Consider the following 22,417-nt stretch of genomic DNA (forward strand, 5'->3'; position numbering starts at 1 on the left):
TCCACCAGATTAGATTATGGAAAAGGAAATTGATGGAATTACAATAAGAGCAACAAACTTTACTGCAACAAATGAAGCCGAGGCATCATCTATTCAGTATCATTTGCTAATGGAGAGGCAACATCTTGCAACGATGTATACGCACAAGTCATTGGAGAATAATAGCTATTTTCAATAGAGGCTAATATGCAAAAAGATAAATCTGAGCAGGATGAAACTCATTCTAGCTCAGATTTTTTTGAATATTACTTTCCTTGTTTTGTATTCATATTTGATAGAATCATTCATACCACTTATCGTCCTCTTAGTTTGTTTATTTTGTCGTGATTTAATCATATTAGAGAACGATATGTTTTTTAATACCGAAAATGAAAATGAGGCTGAAGAATCAATTTTGACTCATCAGTCCCATAAATTATAGAGCCTTTCTTGCGGCTTTCTTTTATGGGCTTTTGTCACAGTCTCTTTTTTGCGTTATTTCAAAAATAACTTTACTTATTTTATCGAAATCAGTGATTTATAAAAAAAATAATATTTTTTATTTTGTTATTTTATGTGTGCTGAAATTTTTAAATAACGTTTTTTATTCATTTTTTGATTATAACATTATCATTAACTACGGAGAGAAGACGGGAAGCGTTCTTTTAACTTACTATTTTTGGCTTATATAAAAGACCTTTGGAACATTAGTTTTTGTCAAATATTTTAACTTTCTATTTATTTTTCTCATCTTAATTTAATTTATAGTGTTGATTTATCCCTCGTTTTTTGTATGATTTATGAAAGAGAAAAGCATTTTTTTGAAAAGAGTCGATGATTCATCTTGATAATTTGAGCTTTTTTTAATTGATGAGTAGTTAATAGCTGTAAGATGTGGAAGTTACAAAAATTGGAATTATGAAAAAACAATTATAATCATAATTTTGAATGGAAGAAAAAAAGAATTATAATTCTCTTTCGTCAACTCGCTAAACTAAGAGTTGTAACACAGGGCGTGCACTGCGCGATACGTTTATTATTTTAAGATAGGAGGGATAAAGTGAAACGGTTTTTAACAACTTTACTTGTTTTTCTACTAACATCAGGTCCGTGTTTTTCATATGCAATGGTAGTGGCACAAGCCGAAAGTGTTACAAAAACAAGTGAAGAACAAATGATTTCTTCTGCTGAGCCGGTCGCTTCATCAACCGACAATCAGGAAGAAACCAATCAAACGGAAATAAAAGAATCTAGCGAAGCTGCTTCGGCAGATTCGACTGCAGCAACCACTGAGACATCTTCTTCTGAGACAGAAGAGTCATCCGAAGCTGTAGAAGAAGTCCAGGTGACCTTTCTAACAGATACTGAGCATGTATTTGCTACCGGAAAAACTCGCATCCAGTTCAGCAAAAATAAAGGGGAAGCATTAAAAGAAAGTGAGCTGCCGGCTTTTGAAGATGATAGGAATTTTGAAGGATGGGCGTTAGACGGTACGGTCTATACAAGCCAAGCGCTGACCGAATTGATTCTCACGGAGAATCAAACCGTGACTGCTGTGTTTAAAACTGCTGTCAAAGCAAGGGCGGCAGATGTCTCGTTAGCAGAACAATCGATCAAAGAGATCATTGCAGAAGCCGATAAAACGAAAGTGATCGCTGTACCAAGTCCAGCTGGAGATGGTTTAGCATATGCGGAATATACCAATAGTGCTGAAGGGATTCGTCAAGCGTTGTTTGATATGTATCAAAACGGCAATGGCCAAGAATTTGCTTTGTATGTCGGCTCTGGCTCAGCTTTAACGACTTTGCCAACAAATCTGACTTCAAAGACGATTCCAGACACAGTCGATAATACAAACATGACTTTTTATGCACTACAAGGAAAAATCAGTCGCTTGATCATCACAGGGCATAGTGATGATCCCATCACAGATGCAACAACGTTGACTTCGGGTAGTCGAACCGTTCCTTTTGGTACGGACATCTACTTTGGTTCTGATGTAGTGATTCGAAACCTCAACTATACGGGGACGAGAATGTACATGAATGGGCATAGTCTTTCCTTGAACGGTGGTTCCACCGGCAATGGCCTTTCTATTTATGGAGGAAGCAACAATGGCGACCTTACTGGAAATCCGACGATCACTGTAAATGCGACAGGCTCTGGAACTTGGAACATCTATGGTGGGAATCAAAGCGGTGGTACATTGACTGGGAATACAGCGATTGTCGTAAATAATACGGTGGGCGGCATCAGTACGATTGCAGGAGGTGCCAATATTGGTACGATTGATGGGAACACGAATGTTGCAATCAATCGCTTGAATGGGACATTAGGCAGTTATTATGGCGGTGGTCTTGGAACAAATGCTTCCAATACAGCCAATGTGACAGGAAATGTTGAAACGACGATCCAGACGACCAATACAAGCTTTCGCTTAAGTGCTTTTACTGGTGGCGTTCAATATGGAAATATCGGTGGCACCATCCGTAGTACGATCTCTGGTGCAGGCGGTTGGTCAGGCACAGCCAATCGTTTCATAGGCGGTTCATTTTATGGCAACATCGGCTCTGATCGTTCTAAGGATGCCATCGTGACTAACCTAGATGCTAGCAGTTATTCCACTGGACGTAGTGAATTTGAAGGTGGCAATCGGAATACTGGTACCATCACAGGGAACATCGTTAACACCGTGAAAGCAGGACCGAGTGCGAGCGTTGGTGGGATTGGTGATTTTAACGGCGGCGGGGGAAACAACGTTAGTACCTTGACTCAAAGTTCAATGGGGGCTTCGAATACGACGACGTATGACAATTATACCCCGGAACAACGAGCAGCACTGGCAGAAGCAGCGGCAAGTTTTAAAGTTTATGGCGATATCACTTCTCATCTAGTCAGTGGTTCCTTTTCAAATGGCGCGATTTATTCGACGGCAGCTGGTCGAGGCGGCTATGTTGAAGGAAATACGACGATTGAAGTTGGCACGATCACTTCGGATGGTAGTCCTGGTGGAGATGGGATTGCTTACACAGGAACCAGACCAACGAATCTAGATTACTCAACAACCAACAAAACAAGAGGAAACGCCTCTGGTTGGGACATCGTTGGTGGCGGTGGTTATCCTGGTACGGCTTGGGATATCTATATTAAAGGAAATACCAAAACGATCTTAAATAACACGGTTGCTCGCTGGACCTACGGTGGCTCCTTCTCAGGTGTCATTGAGGGGAATTCTTCCAATACTTTGAATTCGGGGATCGTCGATACGCTAGAAGGAACAGGGTATACTGGACGCCGCGTTTACGGAGATGGACGAACGACAGTAAATAATGGGCAAGTAGACTGGTTTTTATCTGGTGGCGGCTGGGATGACTTATTAGTGACCGGCAATGTCGCAGTAACGGTTTATGATGGGGTGATCAATGCTTCACTCGGTGCCTCTTATGGTGTCGCTTCTTCCCACACTATTAACGGAAACTCAGATAATCGAGTGTTTGGCGGGAACTTCTCAGGCACCCCGCGTACAGGGTCTAATGGTTTTTCAGGCGGTGTTACGAACAATGGACGGTTATTAGGAAATGCTAGTTTGACATTGGATTTGAGAGATTACGATGGTGAGTTTGCCCTTCCTTCAGGAACGAATATCTCAGGAGGTAATCCGTTTAACAGTACGAATATCGTTGGGACCGACAGCTCCAATACGATTACATTGAACATATACACAAAGCCGGGCTCAGATGCACTGAATGGTGCAACGATCTATGGCGATGGTGGACGGACTGCTAGCAATACAAGAAGCGGCAAAATTTATATGAATATCCAGGCAGAAGGATCAAGTATCGGGAATTTATACACCACGTACTATTCCAATATTTCTTCCAGCCAAATTTTAAGAGATGTCGAAATGCGGGTTCAAGGAGCCAAAAGTATCAATGGGATTTCAGGCGGAAATGCGTCAGACAACTTTACGAACACGATCGTAGCCAACAGCAGCAATCAAGTGAAGATGAGCTTTGGTGAAAATGTCGATGGGACAGCTTCTTATCAAACTGATCCAATCGCTGTGACGGGTCTGGGAATCGTCAACTTTACCGAATTGAATGTGACAAACGGCATCAAGCTAATGGCCAATGGGGGAGACATCAAAAATGGCCGTTCAGCCACTGCTGTCAATCACGCAACGACCTATCATCAGTTCGGTGACATCCATCTTTCCAAGGATGCCGGTATCGGTATTTCTTCTGCAACGAATTTGATTTCAGGCGCGAAGTTAACGGTGGAAGACAAAGGGACGATTGAGTCACCGCCGGGAACGGGGCGAATCAATCTTTCAGATTTCGCAACACCAGATACGGACAAAGATCATTTAACGTGGCTGAAAACGACGACCAATGATGCAGGTTCTCGAGTCAACAGTCAAGGGACGTGGTTTGGAGCGGTTAGTGCCTATCAAGTACTGACTATAAATCCAACTGCTGCTAATGCTGCAGCGATCATGCCAATCAACTTCAGCGGGATCGAAAAAGCGACTGGGAAAACCTTCATCGGGGACAACGATGTGACCAATGCAGCCAACGGGTACGGTATTGCGATACCAGGTTCGATCATTAACTACGAAGTCGAAACACCGGGAGTCGCTAACGGGATTGGCGCCATTAGTCACAATGTAACGGCAGTCAAAGAGAACAATACGCCGCTGACCTTGCAAGCATGGGGAACTGAGCAGGCGGGGACACAGGTGCAAAAAGGGCGTTTATTGATTCCCTACACGGTAACGGAATTGCCAACATTGACGTTTACACCAGAAACCCAAACGTCCGGTTCATGGGTCTATGCGGGGCAAATCAAATCCAGCAAGCTGGATAGCACGGATCAGCAGTTGACGGAACAACCAGATTCAGAGCCAGTTGACTGGACGAGTCCTGATGGGGAGTATAGTTACGATATTAGTGTCCGCTACTCAAATAAGGCGGAAGTCCAAGCCCGCAATGTGATCCTTACAGAGCAAGAGGCACAATCGCTGACCAAAGAACAAGCCGTGACTTATCTCGAAGCCAGCGGGCGTCCTTTCTTTAAGGATACGCTGACAGATGAGGTCTTAGCTGCGATTCAAGAACCGTTAGAAACAGCGGTCTACCGCAAACAAGCGATCACTTTTTCAGTAGGGGAAAACGATCAGAATCAGGAAGAAACTACCGTGAATCTGGTGGTGGTCAAAAATGAATGTGTCATTTCTGCTGATCGGCAATTTGCCGTCTATGCAAAAGATGTCCGTTTGACCTTACCAGAAGCAACGGCGCTGACAGATGAAGCCGCTTTGGCAGACTATACCCAAGCAACCACGATTTTTGCAGATAATCGGGCAAATATACCACCGACTGTCGATCCGCAAGCTTTTGCCGCGATCCAGCAAGCAACGGAAGATGAGCTGTTGAAAAATGTATCAACGGCTTACCATTATGAAGCAGGCAGTCAACGGGCAGAAAAAGTCGTCAATGTCGCAGTTGCCGGCGAGCTTATTTTAAGCAGTGTGCCAACAGACTTTGATTTTGGGCAGCAGAAAGTTGCCACAGAAACACAAGATTATTGGCCAACGATCACAGGTGAGCTAGCGGTGAAAGATACGAGAGGGTCCGAACGGAGTCCATGGCGCTTGACGGTCAAAGAGCAACAGCCATTAACGGATGGGACAGATCAATTAACCGATGTCTTCCGCTTTGTGACAAACGGTCAAGAACAGATGATAACCAGTGGGGAAATGATCATCGAGGAAACGGAATTGACAGAAAATGGCACATACGTCGTGAATCAGCACTGGGGCGAAAGTCAGAATGAAGGAATCAAGCTTACCGTTCCAGTCGAACAGCAAAAAGTTGGGGACTATCAAGGAACCCTGAGCTGGCAGCTGGTTTCGGCACCTGGCAACCCATAAAGGCAGGAAAACAAATGAAAAAAATCATGATCGGTATTATTGCTGGCTGTCTATTAATATTTCCTCAGCTCGTTTCAGCAGCCGAAGCAGGTGCTTATGACAGCAATGGCATTACTTCCTTTTTCGGCGTCTATGAAGAACCAGTTGAGGAGCCAGAAGAGCCCGTAAAAGAACAGCCAGGGAATAAACAAGTTAATCAAAAAGGCAACAATATTCTGCCGGCAACAGGATCAGATCACTTCAATAGCTATCAAAGCAGTGGTCTTGTCGTTTTGTTGGCAGCAGGAATCATTTTAATCAAAAGGAGAACAAAAAATGAAAAAACTTTTCTTGACGGCAGGCATTCTATTGATGAGCACTGCTCTGTTACCAACAACCGTTAATGCCGCTGAATACACTTCAAATGGAGCAATCACTTTTGAAGCGGACCCGAATCCAACCAATCCAGTTGATCCGACCGATCCAGAAAAACCAGTGGATCCCGTCGATCCAACCGATCCAGATGGACCAAATCCTGGAACAGCTGGACCATTATCGATTGATTTTGCTTCAAGTTTTCAATTTGGCAACCAACTGATTACTTCTGAAACAAAAGATTATTACGCACAGCTGCAAGAGTTCACAGCTGGCGCTGCTGGACCAAACTATGTGCAAGTAACAGATAAACGAGGAACGCAAGAAGGTTGGTCATTGAGTGTTGTGCAAAACGGACAATTCAAAACGGCTGATGACGAAGAGCTAGTCGGCGCTTCATTATCGATCGCCTCAGGTGCAGCAACTTCAGTCACCGATATGCAGTATGCACCAACAGTTACTGCAAGTCATACCTTTGTACCCGATAGTGAAATCACCTTGGTCAATGCACCTGTCGGAAAAGGAATGGGAACTTGGATTTACAAGTTTGGGAACGATGCAACGGAAGGGTCAACGGCAGTAAAATTAAACGTACCAGGCAGTTCCGTAAAATTAGCCAAAGAGTATCGGACGACATTGACTTGGAATTTAAAGAATGTCCCTGAAAGCAATTAAAATCACTGATTTTCAGTAAAAAAGATAAAGGAGTGTCAAATAGAAATGAAAAAAACAGCATGGGTCTTTTTAAGTCTTGCCGTATTGGCAGCAGCGAGTGCAGCAACCGAGGTTTCAGCAGCCGAAGCGGCTTCTTACACCTCAAATGGGGCGGTTGATTTTATTCCAAATACCGATCCGACGAACCCAGTCAATCCAGAAAACCCAGATCCAGAAAACCCGGTCAATCCTGTTGATCCAACCGATCCCGATGGACCAAATCCTGGAACAAATGGCCCGTTATCGATCGATTATGCCTCTAGCTTAGATTTTGGTGTCAATAAAATCTCCAATAAAAACGAAGTTTATTATGCACGAGCACAAGGGTACTTGAATGACGATGGCACAGCTTCTACATTAAAAACTGCCAATTATGTCCAAGTAACTGATAATCGCGGTAGTAATGCCGGTTGGCGGTTGTCTGTGAAGCAAAATGGACAATTTAAAAATGAATCGACGTTGAATCAAGAATTGACTGGTTCTGTCATCACCCTAACAAGCCCTGCCGTTAAATCAAATGCGATTGGCGTCACTGCTCCAGTGGCAGAAGCAACGATCACGTTGGATGCAGCCGGTGCTGAATCAGTGGTGATGACCGCAGCAAATCAAACAGGTGCTGGGACATGGGTCAATGCTTGGGGAAGCGTTGAGTCGATCACTGAAATAGACAAAGATGATCAAGAAGTACAAGCCGATATTACCAAAGCAGTCGCACTTTCTGTACCAGGCAGCACCCCAAAAGATGCCGTTAGCTACACGACTACATTGACTTGGGTATTATCAGATACACCAGGAACGGAAGGATAAGGAGTATAGACATGAAAAAAACACTAGCATTTCTCTCAGTATTAGGCTTAAGCCTAGCAGCACCAGTGCTGGCACAAGCAGCGGACAGTGCAGAATACAACTCAAATGGACAAATCACCTTTGAACCAAATACGGATCCAACTAATCCAATCAGCCCAACGGATCCAGATCCAGAAAATCCAATCAAACCAGTGGATCCAACGGACCCAGATGGACCAAATCCGGGAACGAACGGACCGCTATCGATTGATTTTGCTTCAAGCCTTTACTTTGGCACACAAAAAATCACCTCAAAAACAGAGATCTACCATGCGGAAACTCAAAAATATGTGGATTCAGTTGGTGATAATCAAGAAGGACCGAATTTTGTCCAAGTGACAGACAATCGGGGAACAGAGAGCGGTTGGACATTGAATGTTCGCCAAAATGGTCAGTTCAAAACAGCGGAAGATCAAGAATTGACTGCTGCGCAAATTCGTTTGACGAAGGGAACTGTGGTAACTCCTTCATTGTCACCAAAACCATCAAATGTGAGCGCAACGATCACATTGAATCCAAATGGTGCCCAATCCTTAGTGATGAGTGCCCAAGATGGCGAAGGGGCAGGGACCTATTTAATGAGCTGGGGCGATAGTTTAGCTGCAGCCATGGATAGCATTGAGTTGGAAGTTCCAGGCTCAACGACGAAATATGCCAGCCAATACAACACCACATTTACTTGGTTACTAACAGACACACCAACCAACCCATAAGTACCAGCTTTCTCCTTGAACCTCGAAAGGGTTCAAGGAGAATACATAGAAAGAAGGGACATCCATCATGAAAAAAATCAAACAGCTTTTGGCGCTCCTATTCGCAAGTATTTTCTTTTTTGTACCAACCATAGGAACCGCTTCTGAATTTAACTTTGCCGTCAATCCAGTGATTCCAGAGAATCAAATCGATAAAGAAAAGACTTATTTTGACTTGAAAATGGAGCCAGGAGCGGTTCAAACTGTAGAAGTCCAATTGCGCAATGACACCGATCAAGAGGTCGTCATCGCGCCAGTGATCGCTTCTGCTACTACGAATCTAAACGGGGTCGTGGAATATGGCGAAAACGACATCGAAGCGGACGAAACCTTGCCTTATGATATGGCTGATTTGATTGAAGTGGAGGAAGAGATCACGATCCCGAAACAATCCCAAATCACCTTACCCTTAAAGATCAGTATGCCCTCAGAATCGTTTGAAGGGGTTATTGCCGGTGGTTTGACCTTGAAAGAAACGACAGCGGAAACCGATACTGCTGACAGTGAAGAAGACCAAGGGTTAGCCATCAAGAATGAGTATGCCTATGTCGTTGCGATTTTACTCCGTCAAAATACAACAGAAGTCACGCCGGATCTAAAACTGCTGGATGTTGGACCGGGACAAGTCAACGCTCGCAATACCATCAATGTTACGTTGCAAAATCCTGAATCAGCTTACTTAAATTCCTTACGGTTGATCAATGAAGTGAAGAAGAAAGGCGATAGTGACGTCTTGTATGCTTCAGATACCTCACGAATGCAAATGGCACCTAATTCAAACTTCTCGTACCCAATTTCCTTGGAAGGACAACGTTTAGAAGCAGGGACCTATGTGTTGACTTCCGTGGCCTATGGTGGGAAAAGCGATGAAGGACAATACAAAGTGGAGAATGAAGAAGGCGAGGAAGAAAGCTATCTCTATAAATGGAGCTTCGAAAAAGAATTCACAGTGACTGGCGATGTTGCTCGTGATCTTAATAAGAAAGATGTGACGATCGAAACAGATTACACGTGGCTTTACTTCTTGATCGGCGGTCTCTTGCTGCTGCTCGCCTTACTGCTGCTTTTATGGTACCGACGAAAGAAAAAAAATGAAACGGATGAAGCGTGAGCACCTTGAGAAATACTTGATCGATGGCTTGATCATCGCAGGTATCCTCTTGTTGGCACTTCCTTTTTTAAAAGAAAGCATCGTCAGTTGGCAATTACGCACAAGCGAATTGACGATAGCGACCCAGCTGCCGACAACGATTCCAGAAGAAGAAACGATTCAAATGCCGGCTCTAGGGGATGTATTGGCTCCGCAGTCGGCAACGATCACCGGGTACGGCTTTGTTGCAATTGAAGCGATCGAGTTCCAGCAGCCGCTATTGGTGGGGATAACCAATCAGCAGCTGCTGAAAGGCGGTGTCGTGATGTTTCCGGAACGTTTGTTAAAAAATAACAATTTTGTCGTTTTAGGGCATCATCTCGGTAGACAAAGTTTGTTATTTGGTCAATTGCTAGAAGCACAGGTGGGGATGGAAGTGTCCGTAACCTACCTCGAGGAACGCCAGCAGTATATTATTATCGATAAAAAAGTCGTAGATGAATCCGACTTGTCGGTTCTAACAGATGACCAGACACCAAAGTTGACATTGATTACTTGTCCCACACCTACTCGAACAGAAGAACGCTACGTGCTGACAGCGATTCCTGTTGAGCAAGCAACTGCCGGGCAGTCGCAAAACACAGCGACCATGGGCAGTACGTCACAAGGCGCAAGAGTGTTGGCTCAAAAACAAGAAATGTTATGGAAACAACAATCTGAAAAAAATTGGTTTCTTTTATTTGTTATTTTATTTATAATTAGTGGATGTCTGCTTGGCGTTCACAAACTGTTGAAACGTTCAGCGCCGTAGAAAGAGCATCAAAAAGAAGCTCTGTTGATAAGGAGGGTGAAGAAATGAAACGCAGATTTGGTTTTGTCATTGGTGCCTGCATGATTATTGGAATGATCGATCTTGTCACAGAACAAGTTGTTTTTGCGACTATCTATAATCCGCTAGACCCCTCAGAAGAAATCGTCCCAACGGATCCGCCAGAAGGAAGTACGGAAAAAGCAGATGAACCGCCTGCAGAAAAGGAAGAATCCAAAGAATCGCCGGCTCCTGAACCGGAACCTGTTCCGAAAAAAGAACAGGAACAATCCGCATTTCCAGAGAGCAGTTTTTTGGAAAAACAGAAGCACTTAGCACAACGAGTCATGTTAGAAGATGTTTTTGCGTCGGATCGTTTGGCTGTCGATTTAGCACTGCCGGGAAATAATACGGATGGTGACGGGGATGACAAACCTTCGTATCTTGCCAGCTTATGCTATCTATTTTCAGGAAACGTTCTTTATGGCCAAAAAAATAACGGAGGCTTGAAAACGCATGTTTGTGACATTTTTGAATAAGGCGGACAAACGAAAATTGATGATGCTGCAATATTTGGAAAACGCAGTCGCTCTTTCTGAAACGAAGGAAACATTGATGGACCAATTGACCATGTCGGAATTTCTGATCAATAAGACCGTTCAAGAATTGAATCTTGATTTTTATGAACTAGGATTGAATGAGGAATTTGAGATCGTGACCGATGGGACGGTCATTAAACTGAATGCCTCCGGGCTGGCAACTTCAGACACACTACTGACCTATTATCTAGATCAAGCGTTAAAATTTTCTATGTTGAAAGAATGCTTTTTTGAGCAATTGTCTTCTTTATACGAATTTGCTACCAATCACTATCTAAGTCATAATCCCGTCTATAAAGAATTTAAACAGTTTAAACTGATCTTGAAAGAATACGACATTGAAGTGACGAAAGAGTTTCAGCTGGTGGGTGAAGAAAGTGAGATTCGGGAGTTTATTTTTCTCTTTTTTATGAAGGAATATTATTTGAACCATTCCCCTTTCCCAAAAGGTATCTTGGACAAAGAAAAAACCTTTGATCGATTCAATGAAAGTACTTGGCTGAATCCAGAACAGTCTGCCCGCATGCGGATTCGCAAGAAACATTATCTAGGTATTGTTTTGGCGCGGATGTCTAAAGGACATTTCATGCAAAACAGTGTGGAAAACGATTTAGTCTTGCCAAAACATTTAGTGATCATTGAAGATTTGAAGCGTTGGTTGCAGGAGATCTTGACGATCAACGATCAAGAAGTCCTAGAACGTGAGGCACGAGATATTTTGCGCTTCTTGATCGTTGAAGGCTGGTTGATCGACAACAATAGCTACATCGACCAAGAACAAACCTATATCCAACAATTAAACGAGCAGTTTATTCAGGCAGTCCAACAGCAGTTTTCGCTAACCACGGACACGTTGGCGCTGCTTCATGTCGAAACGACTACGATTCATTACCAGCTCTTGTCGTTTTCTTTTAGTTCTCGTTATGAATACCAATACATGGATGTCACATATTTTCTTGAGACGTATCCTGAATATGCTGCGTTTTGCCGCAACTATCTGGAAGAAAGTCGTAATCGACCGATCTTATGGAACAATAAAGAGTTTTTGTTTTTTAGATACCTAATTTTATTAGTTTCTACGATTCCACTAAAAGAGATTTTGGTTCCTTTATATGTCTGTGTTGATTTTTCGTTTGGTGATTCCTACAACCAGATGATCAAAAAGAATATTGAAAAAATTCTCGATTTGAATGTGCAATTCCAGAGTTACCCAGATGATCATACGCACCTGATTCTTTCAAACCTGCCATTTTATGGTGCGTTGGGGATCGACCATATTTTATGGCTAGCACCACCTAGACCCATCGATTGGGCCAATTTTACTGAAAAAATCAGCGTGATTCGCAGAGAACAATTTCAAACCAAAACGGCACAGTGAGCATCTTGCCGTTTAACTATCGAAAGCAGCGTCTGCCTCAAATGAAGGCAGGCGTTTTTTGCAGAAATCTACCATATGCAAAAAGCACACAGGGATCTATTGCCCTGATGAAGTGTTCGGATAAGGTCTGTGAAAAAGGACCATTTGATAGGATTTTTTTTTAGTAGAAAATTTGGTATGATAGAAAGAGAAGAAAAAGAGGTGCCTTATGATGGATGGGAAACAAACGAAGGCTGTGATTGGCCAGACATTGATCACCCTTTGTGAGACCAAAGAAGTGAATAAAATCAGCGTACAGGAGATCGCCGAAAAGGCGCAAGTCAATCGGCAGACGTTTTACTACCATTTTCCTGATAAAAAAGCTTTGATCCAATGGATCTATCGGCAAGATGCCCTGATTTTTTTGACGACAGAAGATGTCTCCCTTGATAACTGGGAAGAAGCCGCCTTGCGCATGCTGAAAGCAATGAAACAAGCGCCGGCCTTTTACCGCAAATCACTGGCTTATGACCGCGAGATCTTAATGAACGGTTTTTTACAGATCACAGAACCGCTTTTTCAGCGCTTGTTCTTGGAGGTCGATCAAGAGCAGCAATTGACGAAACAAGACATTCTATTTTATAGCCGATTCTTTTCCTACGGCTGCGGAGGCATTTTGGAAAATTGGATTCACAACGACTTTCCAGAGACCCCATTAGAGATTGCGACGCAATTGTTTCGTTTGGCGAAGGATGTGGAATTTTTTGGCTACCAAATCTATGAAAAAGAGGAGCAGTAAGCGATGACGAAAGTTTTATTTGTTTGTTTAGGTAATATTTGCCGTTCCCCCATGGCAGAAGCTATTTATAAAGCAGAAATAGCAAAACACAAGTTGGATTGGCAGATCGATTCGGCAGCGACCAGCTCATGGGAAGTCGGACATTCTGCTCATCCCGGAACCAAAAAAAGACTGCGTCAAGCAGGGATCTCTAGTGACGGTCTTATTTCACGGCAGATCACTGAAGCGGATTTTGCCACATTTGATTGGATCATCGGCATGGATGCGAACAATGTTGAAACACTTCAAGCGCTAGCACCTGCCGATACGACCGCAAAGATCCGTTCGTATTTGAGTGTTGTTCCTGGCAAAGAGGCTGAGGAAGTACCAGATCCTTATTATACAGGAGATTTCGAAGAGACCTATCAACTGCTGCAAGAGGGGATTCCTTATTGGCTAGAGGTTATTTCTTCTGAAAAATAAGGCGTGTTCGCTTGTATTTTATCAAAAATTTGCTAAAATAGAACCATGGAAATGCGAACGTATGTGTGGTTTTAGAAACTGCTGCAACGCGCAGAAAGGAATGTCCAATGGAAAAGAAACCATCGCCCATCAAACAATTGGGCAAACTCATTGTGATGACATCCACAACGTTGCTGGATACCTTTTTCAGTGATGATGCTGACAAGAAGAATCAGTCTGAGAAAGTCAAAGAAATCCGGCGAACGCTGCAAGAGGCAGCCGCTGCCAAGCATCTGGTCGTGCTGCAAGTAAAAACAGAGAAATTGGGTGGTTTTGAAACCGTTACCGGCTGGATCGTCGGCAAAACGGTAGCAAAAGAACAAGTTGTCTTGAAATTACAAAGCGACCGTCAGCAGCTGCGGATTATTCCCCTGCATCATGTGCTGAAAGTTAGCACCTTGAATACAAAACCCGGCTTGTAAACAAGCCTGTGCATAGCAAAAAAACCGCTGCGTCATTAGACATAGCGGTTTTTTAATTGCTAGTTACGCGTGCTTGTTTTTGACTTCTGCGAGTCGCCAAGCGGTCATCACAGCGATCAGTTCGTAAGGGATCGGCTGTGCAAAAGAAAACTGGACCGCCCCTTTACTGGTCTTGTATGGTTGTAAGTCCTCTTGGAAGGCCGTGATCGCAGAAGGCGTGGGATAAAAGCCTAGATGCTGTTTGGCGCAGGCAAAATGTACGATATTTTCTCCCTGATGATAAGTAGGCATTTGATAACTGATCTTTTCAACCGCTTCAGGTAAAACGGCTTTGATGGTTTGACGGACCTTTCTTAAAATCGCTTGTCGTTCTGCTGGAGCTGCTGCAATGTATTGGTCAACTGTCGTAATGGCTGTTGTCATAGGCCACCTCCTGCCTTTAGTATACGGCAAACCCCGTAAGAAAAAAAGGAGCCTGTCAGTGGGTAGCTGACAGGCAAGGAGTAAAAATGAAAAGTGTTAGTTAGGGTTGTTTGTTGGGTTATGTATACTATACTGTCCAAATATGAATTTTTTGTGGAGAAAAGATTGGAAAGTGTTTAAGTTTGCTGGCTGCGAAAATAAGTAAAAAAAGACCCGTCGGTGGGTGGCCGACGGGAAGGAGTTAAAAATGAAAAAGTGTTAGTTAGGGTTGTTTGTTGGTATACATAGAGTATACGAGATAAATATGAATATTCTGTGACAAATCTTTTCGGAAGTTCTTAAGAAACCGTAACGGTTTGGTTACAGAGAAAGGTTCTTTTCATCAAAACGGTTTTTCAACGTACGATACAAATCAATGTATTGCCGATCGTCTGCCGCATAATCCCAAATATAACTCATTTTTTCTGGTTTGAGTTTTTTCATCAACTGATTGGAACTAACGATGACATCATAATTTTCTTGCTGGTTTAGATCATAAGGTTCTGCTGCTACGAAGGTCAAGTCATGTAGGAATTGATTCAATCCTTGAACGACTAAGAAATTATCTTCTAACGCAACCCCTACCCGTAAACGATTCGAATAACGGATTTGATCATAAAACGGCAGCAGGGCGTGGGTATACATCGTTGCCATCTGCTCTTGGTTTTCATCATTGATATAGTCCACCGCTGATTCTTCGCGATAGTTCGTTAAGAATTCATCGATTTTTTGCTGCAGCTGCTCTTCAGCAGACCCGCGATTGATCGAGGGTGTCAGCAAGCGATAGATATTTGGAAACGGCTGACGGAAAACGTAGTTGCCGAAAGTCACATTGATTAAATTACCCACGACCAATGGCTCGTCTAACAGGCCAGGTTGTGAAGCAAAGAAGGTTGCTTTCATCTCTGCTAACAAGTCTGCGACTAACGGATAAACTGGGTTTTGTTTGCTTGAAAAGAATTGCAAGGTTTGTTGCAAAGCTTCTTCTTCAGGACTCAAGTAGAATGGGAAGATTTGCGCCATCAAATAAATAAACCCTGATTCGCCTTTTAATTGTTTGTCTGTCATTGAAACTTCAGGATCAACGACTTGTGTCAAACGCTCAAAATCGAAATATGGATTATTTTTCATCAGGAAATTGTACCGCTTGTCGTATTTGGCAAAATTCCCTTTTTTGATTCGTAAAAGAATCAAGGCGGCGAAATACTTCAACTCTAATCGGCCAAGATAAGAATGAGTCATTGGGAAATACTCCGTGAATCGATCCACCATTTTTTCTGTCTCACTCTCAGCGATCGCAAATGGCCATTCTATTCCACGAGTACCTAACCAAATGATATTGAATAGGGAGAGCCGCACAAGACGCTCATCGCCCACTAAGTTTGATTCAGTGTACGTAAAGCGAAGCTGAAATTGCTTCAAATGTTTTTTTAGATGTTCAAATTTGCGAGACACCGTTGAACGACTGACATCGTATTTTGCACAAAAATCCGTGATCGTAGGATTGTCTTCATTCAGCATGTAAAGAACATATAAGAACGGAACGCTTTTATTCAATAAATAGAAGCGGTATTCATCGATCGTTACCGCGATATTCTGAGGCTGTAATTTACCGCCACGACCGAGTATCGACATATGATCCGGAGTTAACTCAGTTAGATCTTGGTCGATCTCAGTCAACTCTATAAAAGCTTGTTGGTAGCTTAACTCCATTTCCTTTGCCAATTGTGCGATTGGGTGGCTAGGGTTTTGCAGAGTCAGCATACGCCGGAATATTTTAAATTTAATTAATGTTTGCGGGTCCATCATAAGTTCTTCATAAAACATAGGTATCCTCCTTTGTGGCTCTATTGTATCTTTTTTTTACGAAACTGTCAGTCTTTTTAATCAAAAAAATAGCCTACCCTTTAAAAAAAGGTAGGTTATTTTCATCTTTTTAACTAATTTAGGCTGAAACAGGGTCTTTTTTGAACCACGACCATAGCAAACCGATCAAAAATCCGATCGCAGCTGGTACGACCCACCCCATCCCGATTTGGAAAAAGGGCAGATAATCTGACGCAAAAGACAAGATTCCTTGCACGAAAGCGTTGTTGGTAATCACTGCAGGACTCGCATTTAAGCCGTCGATGATTGCAGCGATCAACGTGAAGTATGTCGTCATTCGATAGACACTGGCACGATGGTTAAATAATGGACTGATGATCGCCAACAAAATCAAAGTGATCGCCAGTGGATAGATAAACATCAAGACTGGAATAGAAAACTCGATGATATTGGTCAAGCCGACATTAGCGAAGATCGCTGGTAAGATACTTGTCAAAGCGATAAAGAATCCGTAGCTTTGCTTTGGAAACAATCCAGCAAAGGTTTCGGAAAAGGCCGTGATCAAACCAATGGCGGTTTTTAAACAGGCAGAGATGACGATCAATGCCAATAGCAGACTGCCGACAGTGCCAAGGTAATGGTTGGCGATTTGTGCCAAAGCGATCCCACCGTTTTCGCTGATGGGAAACTGGCCTAAACTTTTGGTTCCCATATAAGAAAGTAAGGTATAGATGATCCCCATCAACACGATGCTGACAGAGCCGGAAAGGATCGTGTCTTTTGCGACCGTCGCAGGTTTCTCAACCCCCATATTGCGAATCGTTGAGACGATGATGATCCCGAAGGCTAAAGATGCCAGCGCATCGAGAGTATTGTAGCCGTTTGTGAAACCAGTAAAGAAAGCATCGCTTTGATAGCTAGGATAGATCGGCGCATCGCTGATGGTTCCTAGTGGTTGCCAAAAGGCAAAAAAGAGCAAAACTCCTAGTAAGACCAGAAACAAGGGATTTAGAAACTTCCCTACATAATCTAAGATTTTGCTAGGTTTGCGTGAAAACCACCAGGCAGCTCCAAAAAATAGGGCAGAGAACAACGCCAATAACCAAGTTTGCATGTCTGATGAAACATGGGGAGCGATCCCGATCTCATAAGAAGTAGTAGCCAAACGAGGCAGAGCAAAGAATGGCCCAATCACTAAATAAAGCAAAATCGTAAATATCATTGCATAGCGGCGATTGATCCGAGAAGCTAATTCAAAAACACCGCTGCTTTGGGAAACGCCAATAGCAATGACCCCTAAAAATGGCAAGCCGATCCCTGTAACTAAAAAGCCAAGGTTGGCTAAGCCGACATTCGCGCCAGCTTCTTGTCCCATGTGAACGGGGAAAATCAGATTTCCGGCACCAAAGAAAAGACCGAAAAGCATTGATCCAACATACATGTAATCCTTAAACTGTAACTTTTTTTCCATAAATGAAAGCTCCTATAATTCCTTAGTTTTAAAAAAAATAACAAAGTTTCTAACAAATAGCAATGGTTTTTTGTGATTTTTTGATAAATTCTGACAATTACTCCTCCTGCAATAAAAAAACACTTAGCATTGAATTCTTCCAAGCTTACTGAAAAAGGACGAAAAAGCTCGGAAGAAGACCGCTAAGTGTTTCAAGACAGAAAATTAATTCAACACACGGGAAAGGAATTCTTTGGTGCGTTGCTCTTTTGGATGAATAAAGATATCTTCAGGCGTCCCTTGTTCGGCAATGACACCTTGATCCATAAAGATGACCCGATCAGACACTTCTTTGGCAAAGCCCATTTCGTGGGTAACGATCACCATCGTCAAGCCAGTATGAGCTAACGTATTCATGGTCTTCAACACTTCACCGACCATTTCTGGATCTAGCGCAGAAGTCGGCTCATCAAACAACATGACATCTGGATTCATCGATAAGGCACGGGCAATGGCTACCCGTTGTTTTTGTCCACCTGAAAGCTGGGAAGGCTTGGCATTGGCATATTGAGCCATACCGACTTGCTCCAGATTTTCTTTGGCAGTCGCTTCTGCTTCTTTGCGATAACGTTTCAAAACAGTGACTTGGCCCGTCACGCAGTTTTCTAATACATTCATATTGTTGAATAGGTTAAAGGATTGGAAAACCATTCCTAGATGCGTACGGTATTTCGGCAAGTCATAGCCTTTTTCCAGCACATTTTCACCTAAGTAGATGATTTGCCCACTGGTTGGCTTTTCTAATAAGTTGATGCAGCGAAGAAGTGTAGATTTTCCTGAACCAGAAGAACCGATGATCGTGACAACTTCTCCTTTATTAACAGACAAACTGATGTCTTTTAAGACTTCGTTGTCGCCAAAACTCTTTTTTAAATGGTCAATTTCAATGATTGCTGACATGTTCTTCCTCCTTATTCGTTCGGGTTGATGTCTTCTAATTTGACATACGCACTGGGACCATCCATTTTGCGTTCAACAAAGCGCAAGATCTGGGTGGCACTGATGGTCAAGACTAAGTAGATCACACCGATGATCGCAAATGTTTGGAAGTATTGGAAGTTCGTTCCAGCGGCTGATGTACCTTGGAAGAAGAGGTCTGCAACACTGATGACACTTAAGACGGCAGTATCTTTGATATTGATAATGATCTCATTTCCGGTAGCTGGTAAAATATTGCGCATTACTTGCGGCAACACGACTTTGATCATGGTTTGCCAATGAGTCATTCCGATCGCTTGAGCTGCTTCAAATTGGCCGTCATCTACAGCAAAAATCCCCCCACGAACGATTTCAGACATGTAGGCACCGGTATTGATGGAAACGATCAGCACGGCTGCCAGCGTGCGATTCATGGAGACACCAAAGGCCAAAGCGGTTCCGTAGAAAATAACCATTGCTTGAACCATCATTGGGGTGCCGCGGAAAACTTCGATATAAATGGTCAGTAAACCATTGACGATGCGTTGGAAGAAACGTCCTACTGGATTTTCTGAAAGCGGCAATGTCCGGAAGATACCGACTAAAAGACCGATAATCAATCCGATGATCGTTGAAAGGATCGCGATGAATAAGGTCAAGCCAGCGCCTCGTAAAAAGAGCATGCCGTAATCATCAATGATTTTTTTAAAATCAGCGATCAGACCTTGATCCGCTGTTTCTCCGCTGGCATCTGCAGGTTGATCTAAGACTGCTTGATCCATCAGGGAAACCCGTTCTTCTTCAGAAATTCCTGCAAGAATCTCATTGACTTTTTCAACATCGGGATCGCCTTTGCGCATTCCGACTGCTACTTGGACGTCTTCTGGGTTGGTTTCAAAACCGGCTCCTTCATCGAACTCGACCATCTTCAAATCAGGATTTGCACCGACGGCAGTGACGCCTTCTGGACGTTCGCTGACGTAGCCGTCAATGATGCCCGAAGCTAAAGCAACGCGCATGGAGGAGAAGTCCCGCATGGCTTGTTCTTTTTGGACCTCAGGGATTTGATCTATGACGGTATAATGGAAAGTATTCAGCTGGGCAGTGATTTTTGCCCCCGAAAGATCAGCGAGGCTTTTGGCATCGGCGAACTCGCCATCTTTACGAACCACTACCACCAAATCTGATTCATAGTAAGGATCGGTAAAATCAATTTGCTCGCGACGTTCGGCAGTTGGTGACATACCAGCGATCACAGCATCGATAGTCCCCGCTTGCAAAGCTGGCGGCAAACCGTCCCATTGAGTTTTGACGATCACTAATTCTTTGCCTAAGCCTTCAGCGATTCGTTTGGCGATCTGGACATCGTAACCGCCGGCAAACGCCGAGCCTTCTTCCCCAGAAATCGGCACGGCACCATTGGCGTCCGTCGTTTGCGTCCAGTTAAATGGGGCATAGCCTGCCTCCATACCGACACGGAATTGTTCCGCAGGCGTTTGGTCATCCGCTTGCACGGTTAGGGGCAGCTGAATGAGGGTTAGACAGAGGGCGAAGACTGCCCAGATCCAATTATTTTTTTTCATTTTTTCTCTTTCCTTTCACGAGTTGGACAAGCAGGTAAGGATGAAAAAGCAAAAAAACAGCCGTACTCCATGATTGGAAAACGGCTGTTGACAGGTCATCGTCGACAAACCTTTCACAAAACATAGCGCAACTTAGACAAGCTAAGACAGTCCGCAAATTGTTCATTTGCGGCCCAACAAAATCGATGCAAGCAAAACCGACCTTGTTTCGGCGATGTTCCCTAGCTCTGCTGTAAACGTGTTGCTTCACTCAGCAGGATTAATGAACCTCGCGACCTCTACCTAAATGTTAAAGGGTACTCGTATTTAATTTGATTCTTCTCAGAGTTTAGAAGAAAAGCACCCAAATGTCAATTCTTTTTAACAAAAAAACGACCATTTCCCTATTTTTATCAAAGAGAAAGCGGATCGTTTTTACGAGTGTCTATTGGAACCCTTAAGCGACTTTCGCTTTTGGTTCACGGCCTAAAACAGCTTGGATGACTGTCAAAGCAAGCAATAAGCCAAGTGCTAGATAGATGAGGCTTGAGTATTGTGTAACGCCCCAATCTTGTCCGAAGGTACGGTAAACCACAAGGACGATGGCTTGAATGATTGCTGTGATGACATTTAAAAAGCCGAATGCCCATAAATTGCCATTTTCTTTACGTGCTAAATAGAAGATAGAGAAATATAAGCTGACTGCCAACCAACCGAAACTGATAATGATCATTGCCCAATAAATAATAGCTGCTACCAATGTATTTCACCTCACTTTGATTCGTGACTAGTTTACCACGTTTTTTGTTCCTTGTCATGAAGGAATCTCTTTCTTTGTGAGGCAAAAAACAAAGAGCAAAAGCAGTAATGAAAAGATCATCTGCTATTGGTTGGTTTGCTGAAAAGGGACGGTTTTTCTAGATTGGTTCATTTTCAGCTGTGTATAATAGAAATAAACTGTTTTTTGCAGAAAACTACGAGTTAAGAATCAATTAATAATTAGTTAATAGCTGATTTAGATCTGCTTGCTAGAATGAGCACAGAAGCAAGCAAGGAGGAAGTAAAAATGGAAAATGTTCTTAAAATCAAAGGATTAAACAAACGTTACGGCAAACAGCAGGCGTTACATGATGTCGATCTAACGATCGCTAAGGGAGATATTTATGGATTGGTGGGGAGAAATGGTGCTGGGAAGACGACCCTATTAAAAGCGATCGTTCAGTTGATCCAACCAACTAGTGGCAGTCTGCAGTTGTTTGATGTTGAAGGCGGCAAAGTGTACACTCAGATGCTGAAACGGGTCGGTAATGTGATTGAGACCCCAGTTGCTTACGACCAATTGACCGCAGAGCAAAATTTGAACTATTATTGCAAAATCAGCGGGGTGGTGGAACCTGAGGCGGTCAGTAAAGCATTGGCGTTTGTCGGATTGACCAATGTTGGCCACAAGAAATACCGTGATTTTTCTTTGGGTATGAAACAAAAGCTAGGCTTAGCCATCGCTTTATTGAACCAACCGGATTTTCTAATACTAGATGAGCCGATCAATGGCCTGGATCCTGTAGCGATCGTTGAGTTTCGGGAGCTGCTTTTACGATTGAATCAAGAACGCGGCATGACGATTTTGATTTCCAGTCATATTTTAGAAGAGTTGTACTTAGTGGCTACACGTTTTGGGGTCATTAGTGAGGGGCGTCTGATCAAAGAGATGACCAAACACGAATTCGATCTGATGGCGAAACGGTTTATTCAATTAGAAGTGGATGATGTAGCCACAGCTAGCCGCTTGCTAGAGAGTCAGCTGATTTCCGAATATAAAGTCGTCAGTGACCACAAAATTCATATTTATCAAGAGAATGTGTTGATTCGTGACCTGGTCCGTCAGCTGGTTTATGAAGGGATCGCTATCGACCGGATTTCTTTTGAAGGGGAAAATCTAGAGTCGTATTTCAAAGAGTTAGTAACAAGTGAAGGGGGAAATTAAG

Annotated in this window: 19 protein-coding genes and 1 riboswitch; of the genes, 13 read left to right on the forward strand and 6 right to left on the reverse strand. The window is 43.1% G+C overall.

The window, feature by feature from the left end; all coding sequences use genetic code 11:
- Window positions 1-1,039: 1,039 nt before the first annotated feature.
- The 12 genes from CXM95_RS01850 (at window position 1,040) to CXM95_RS01905 (ending at window position 14,153) form a co-directional block, all read left to right on the forward strand.
- Entirely contained in the window at window positions 1,040-5,911 is a 4,872-nt protein-coding gene (locus CXM95_RS01850) for a WxL domain-containing protein (protein ID WP_233499078.1), read from the forward strand.
- A 14-nt stretch (window positions 5,912-5,925) separates the two neighbouring features.
- A complete protein-coding gene (locus tag CXM95_RS01855) occupies window positions 5,926-6,294 on the forward strand; it encodes an LPXTG cell wall anchor domain-containing protein (protein ID WP_008376260.1) in 369 nt (122 codons plus the stop codon).
- Entirely contained in the window at window positions 6,227-6,940 is a 714-nt protein-coding gene (locus CXM95_RS01860) for a WxL domain-containing protein (protein WP_016609549.1), read from the forward strand. The genes CXM95_RS01855 and CXM95_RS01860 overlap by 68 nt, the downstream gene beginning before the upstream one ends.
- Window positions 6,941-6,985: 45 nt before the next feature.
- Window positions 6,986-7,786, forward strand: a complete 801-nt coding sequence (locus CXM95_RS01865; protein WP_008376256.1) for a WxL domain-containing protein — start codon at window positions 6,986-6,988, stop codon at window positions 7,784-7,786.
- Window positions 7,787-7,797: 11 nt separating this feature from the next.
- Window positions 7,798-8,538 (forward strand): WxL domain-containing protein, encoded by a 741-nt coding sequence (locus CXM95_RS01870; protein ID WP_005232357.1) that lies wholly within the window; start codon window positions 7,798-7,800, stop codon window positions 8,536-8,538.
- Window positions 8,539-8,605: 67 nt separating this feature from the next.
- Window positions 8,606-9,688, forward strand: a complete 1,083-nt coding sequence (locus tag CXM95_RS01875) for a DUF916 and DUF3324 domain-containing protein (protein WP_016611453.1) — start codon at window positions 8,606-8,608, stop codon at window positions 9,686-9,688.
- Complete coding sequence (locus tag CXM95_RS01880; protein ID WP_016611452.1) at window positions 9,678-10,478, forward strand: class A sortase; 801 nt, start codon at window positions 9,678-9,680, stop codon at window positions 10,476-10,478. Before CXM95_RS01875 ends, CXM95_RS01880 begins: the two co-directional genes overlap by 11 nt.
- Window positions 10,479-10,522: 44 nt before the next feature.
- Window positions 10,523-11,014 (forward strand): hypothetical protein, encoded by a 492-nt coding sequence (locus tag CXM95_RS01885; RefSeq protein WP_016611451.1) that lies wholly within the window; start codon window positions 10,523-10,525, stop codon window positions 11,012-11,014.
- On the forward strand, window positions 10,992-12,452 hold the full coding sequence (locus CXM95_RS01890; protein ID WP_016611450.1) for a helix-turn-helix domain-containing protein: 1,461 nt from the start codon (window positions 10,992-10,994) through the stop codon (window positions 12,450-12,452). The genes CXM95_RS01885 and CXM95_RS01890 overlap by 23 nt, the downstream gene beginning before the upstream one ends.
- Before the next feature lie 208 nt (window positions 12,453-12,660).
- Window positions 12,661-13,230, forward strand: coding sequence for a TetR/AcrR family transcriptional regulator (locus CXM95_RS01895; protein WP_016611448.1), 570 nt, complete (start codon window positions 12,661-12,663; stop codon window positions 13,228-13,230).
- Between the two features lie 3 nt (window positions 13,231-13,233).
- Entirely contained in the window at window positions 13,234-13,692 is a 459-nt protein-coding gene (locus tag CXM95_RS01900; RefSeq protein WP_005232347.1) for a low molecular weight protein-tyrosine-phosphatase, read from the forward strand.
- A gap of 107 nt (window positions 13,693-13,799) precedes the next feature.
- Window positions 13,800-14,153 (forward strand): hypothetical protein, encoded by a 354-nt coding sequence (locus CXM95_RS01905; RefSeq protein ID WP_005232346.1) that lies wholly within the window; start codon window positions 13,800-13,802, stop codon window positions 14,151-14,153.
- A gap of 63 nt (window positions 14,154-14,216) precedes the next feature.
- Here CXM95_RS01905 and CXM95_RS01910 read toward each other — a convergent pair whose 3' ends face one another.
- The 6 genes from CXM95_RS01910 to CXM95_RS01940 all read right to left on the reverse strand — a co-directional run bounded on the left by CXM95_RS01910 (window position 14,217) and on the right by CXM95_RS01940 (window position 21,192).
- Complete coding sequence (locus CXM95_RS01910) at window positions 14,217-14,576, reverse strand: iron chaperone (RefSeq protein WP_005232344.1); 360 nt, start codon at window positions 14,574-14,576, stop codon at window positions 14,217-14,219.
- Between the two features lie 360 nt (window positions 14,577-14,936).
- Window positions 14,937-16,442, reverse strand: a complete 1,506-nt coding sequence (locus CXM95_RS01915) for a helix-turn-helix domain-containing protein (RefSeq protein WP_005232342.1) — start codon at window positions 16,440-16,442, stop codon at window positions 14,937-14,939.
- 118 nt (window positions 16,443-16,560) lie between these two features.
- Window positions 16,561-17,913, reverse strand: a complete 1,353-nt coding sequence (brnQ, locus tag CXM95_RS01920) for a branched-chain amino acid transport system II carrier protein (RefSeq protein ID WP_008376239.1) — start codon at window positions 17,911-17,913, stop codon at window positions 16,561-16,563.
- A gap of 204 nt (window positions 17,914-18,117) precedes the next feature.
- Window positions 18,118-18,852 (reverse strand): amino acid ABC transporter ATP-binding protein, encoded by a 735-nt coding sequence (locus tag CXM95_RS01925; RefSeq protein WP_101698784.1) that lies wholly within the window; start codon window positions 18,850-18,852, stop codon window positions 18,118-18,120.
- Window positions 18,853-18,863: 11 nt separating this feature from the next.
- Entirely contained in the window at window positions 18,864-20,453 is a 1,590-nt protein-coding gene (locus CXM95_RS01930; RefSeq protein ID WP_005232337.1) for an ABC transporter permease subunit, read from the reverse strand.
- 115 nt (window positions 20,454-20,568) lie between these two features.
- A riboswitch (Lysine riboswitch) is annotated at window positions 20,569-20,742 on the reverse strand.
- A gap of 147 nt (window positions 20,743-20,889) precedes the next feature.
- A complete protein-coding gene (locus CXM95_RS01940) occupies window positions 20,890-21,192 on the reverse strand; it encodes a hypothetical protein (RefSeq protein ID WP_005232333.1) in 303 nt (100 codons plus the stop codon).
- 306 nt (window positions 21,193-21,498) lie between these two features.
- On the opposite strand from CXM95_RS01940, the gene CXM95_RS01945 reads away from it, so the two are divergent.
- A complete protein-coding gene (locus CXM95_RS01945; RefSeq protein WP_008376231.1) occupies window positions 21,499-22,416 on the forward strand; it encodes an ABC transporter ATP-binding protein in 918 nt (305 codons plus the stop codon).
- The last annotated feature ends 1 nt before the right edge of the window (window position 22,417 follow it).

This window comes from Enterococcus sp. CR-Ec1, assembly GCF_002850555.1.
Taxonomy (GTDB): domain Bacteria; phylum Bacillota; class Bacilli; order Lactobacillales; family Enterococcaceae; genus Enterococcus_D; species Enterococcus_D entomosocium.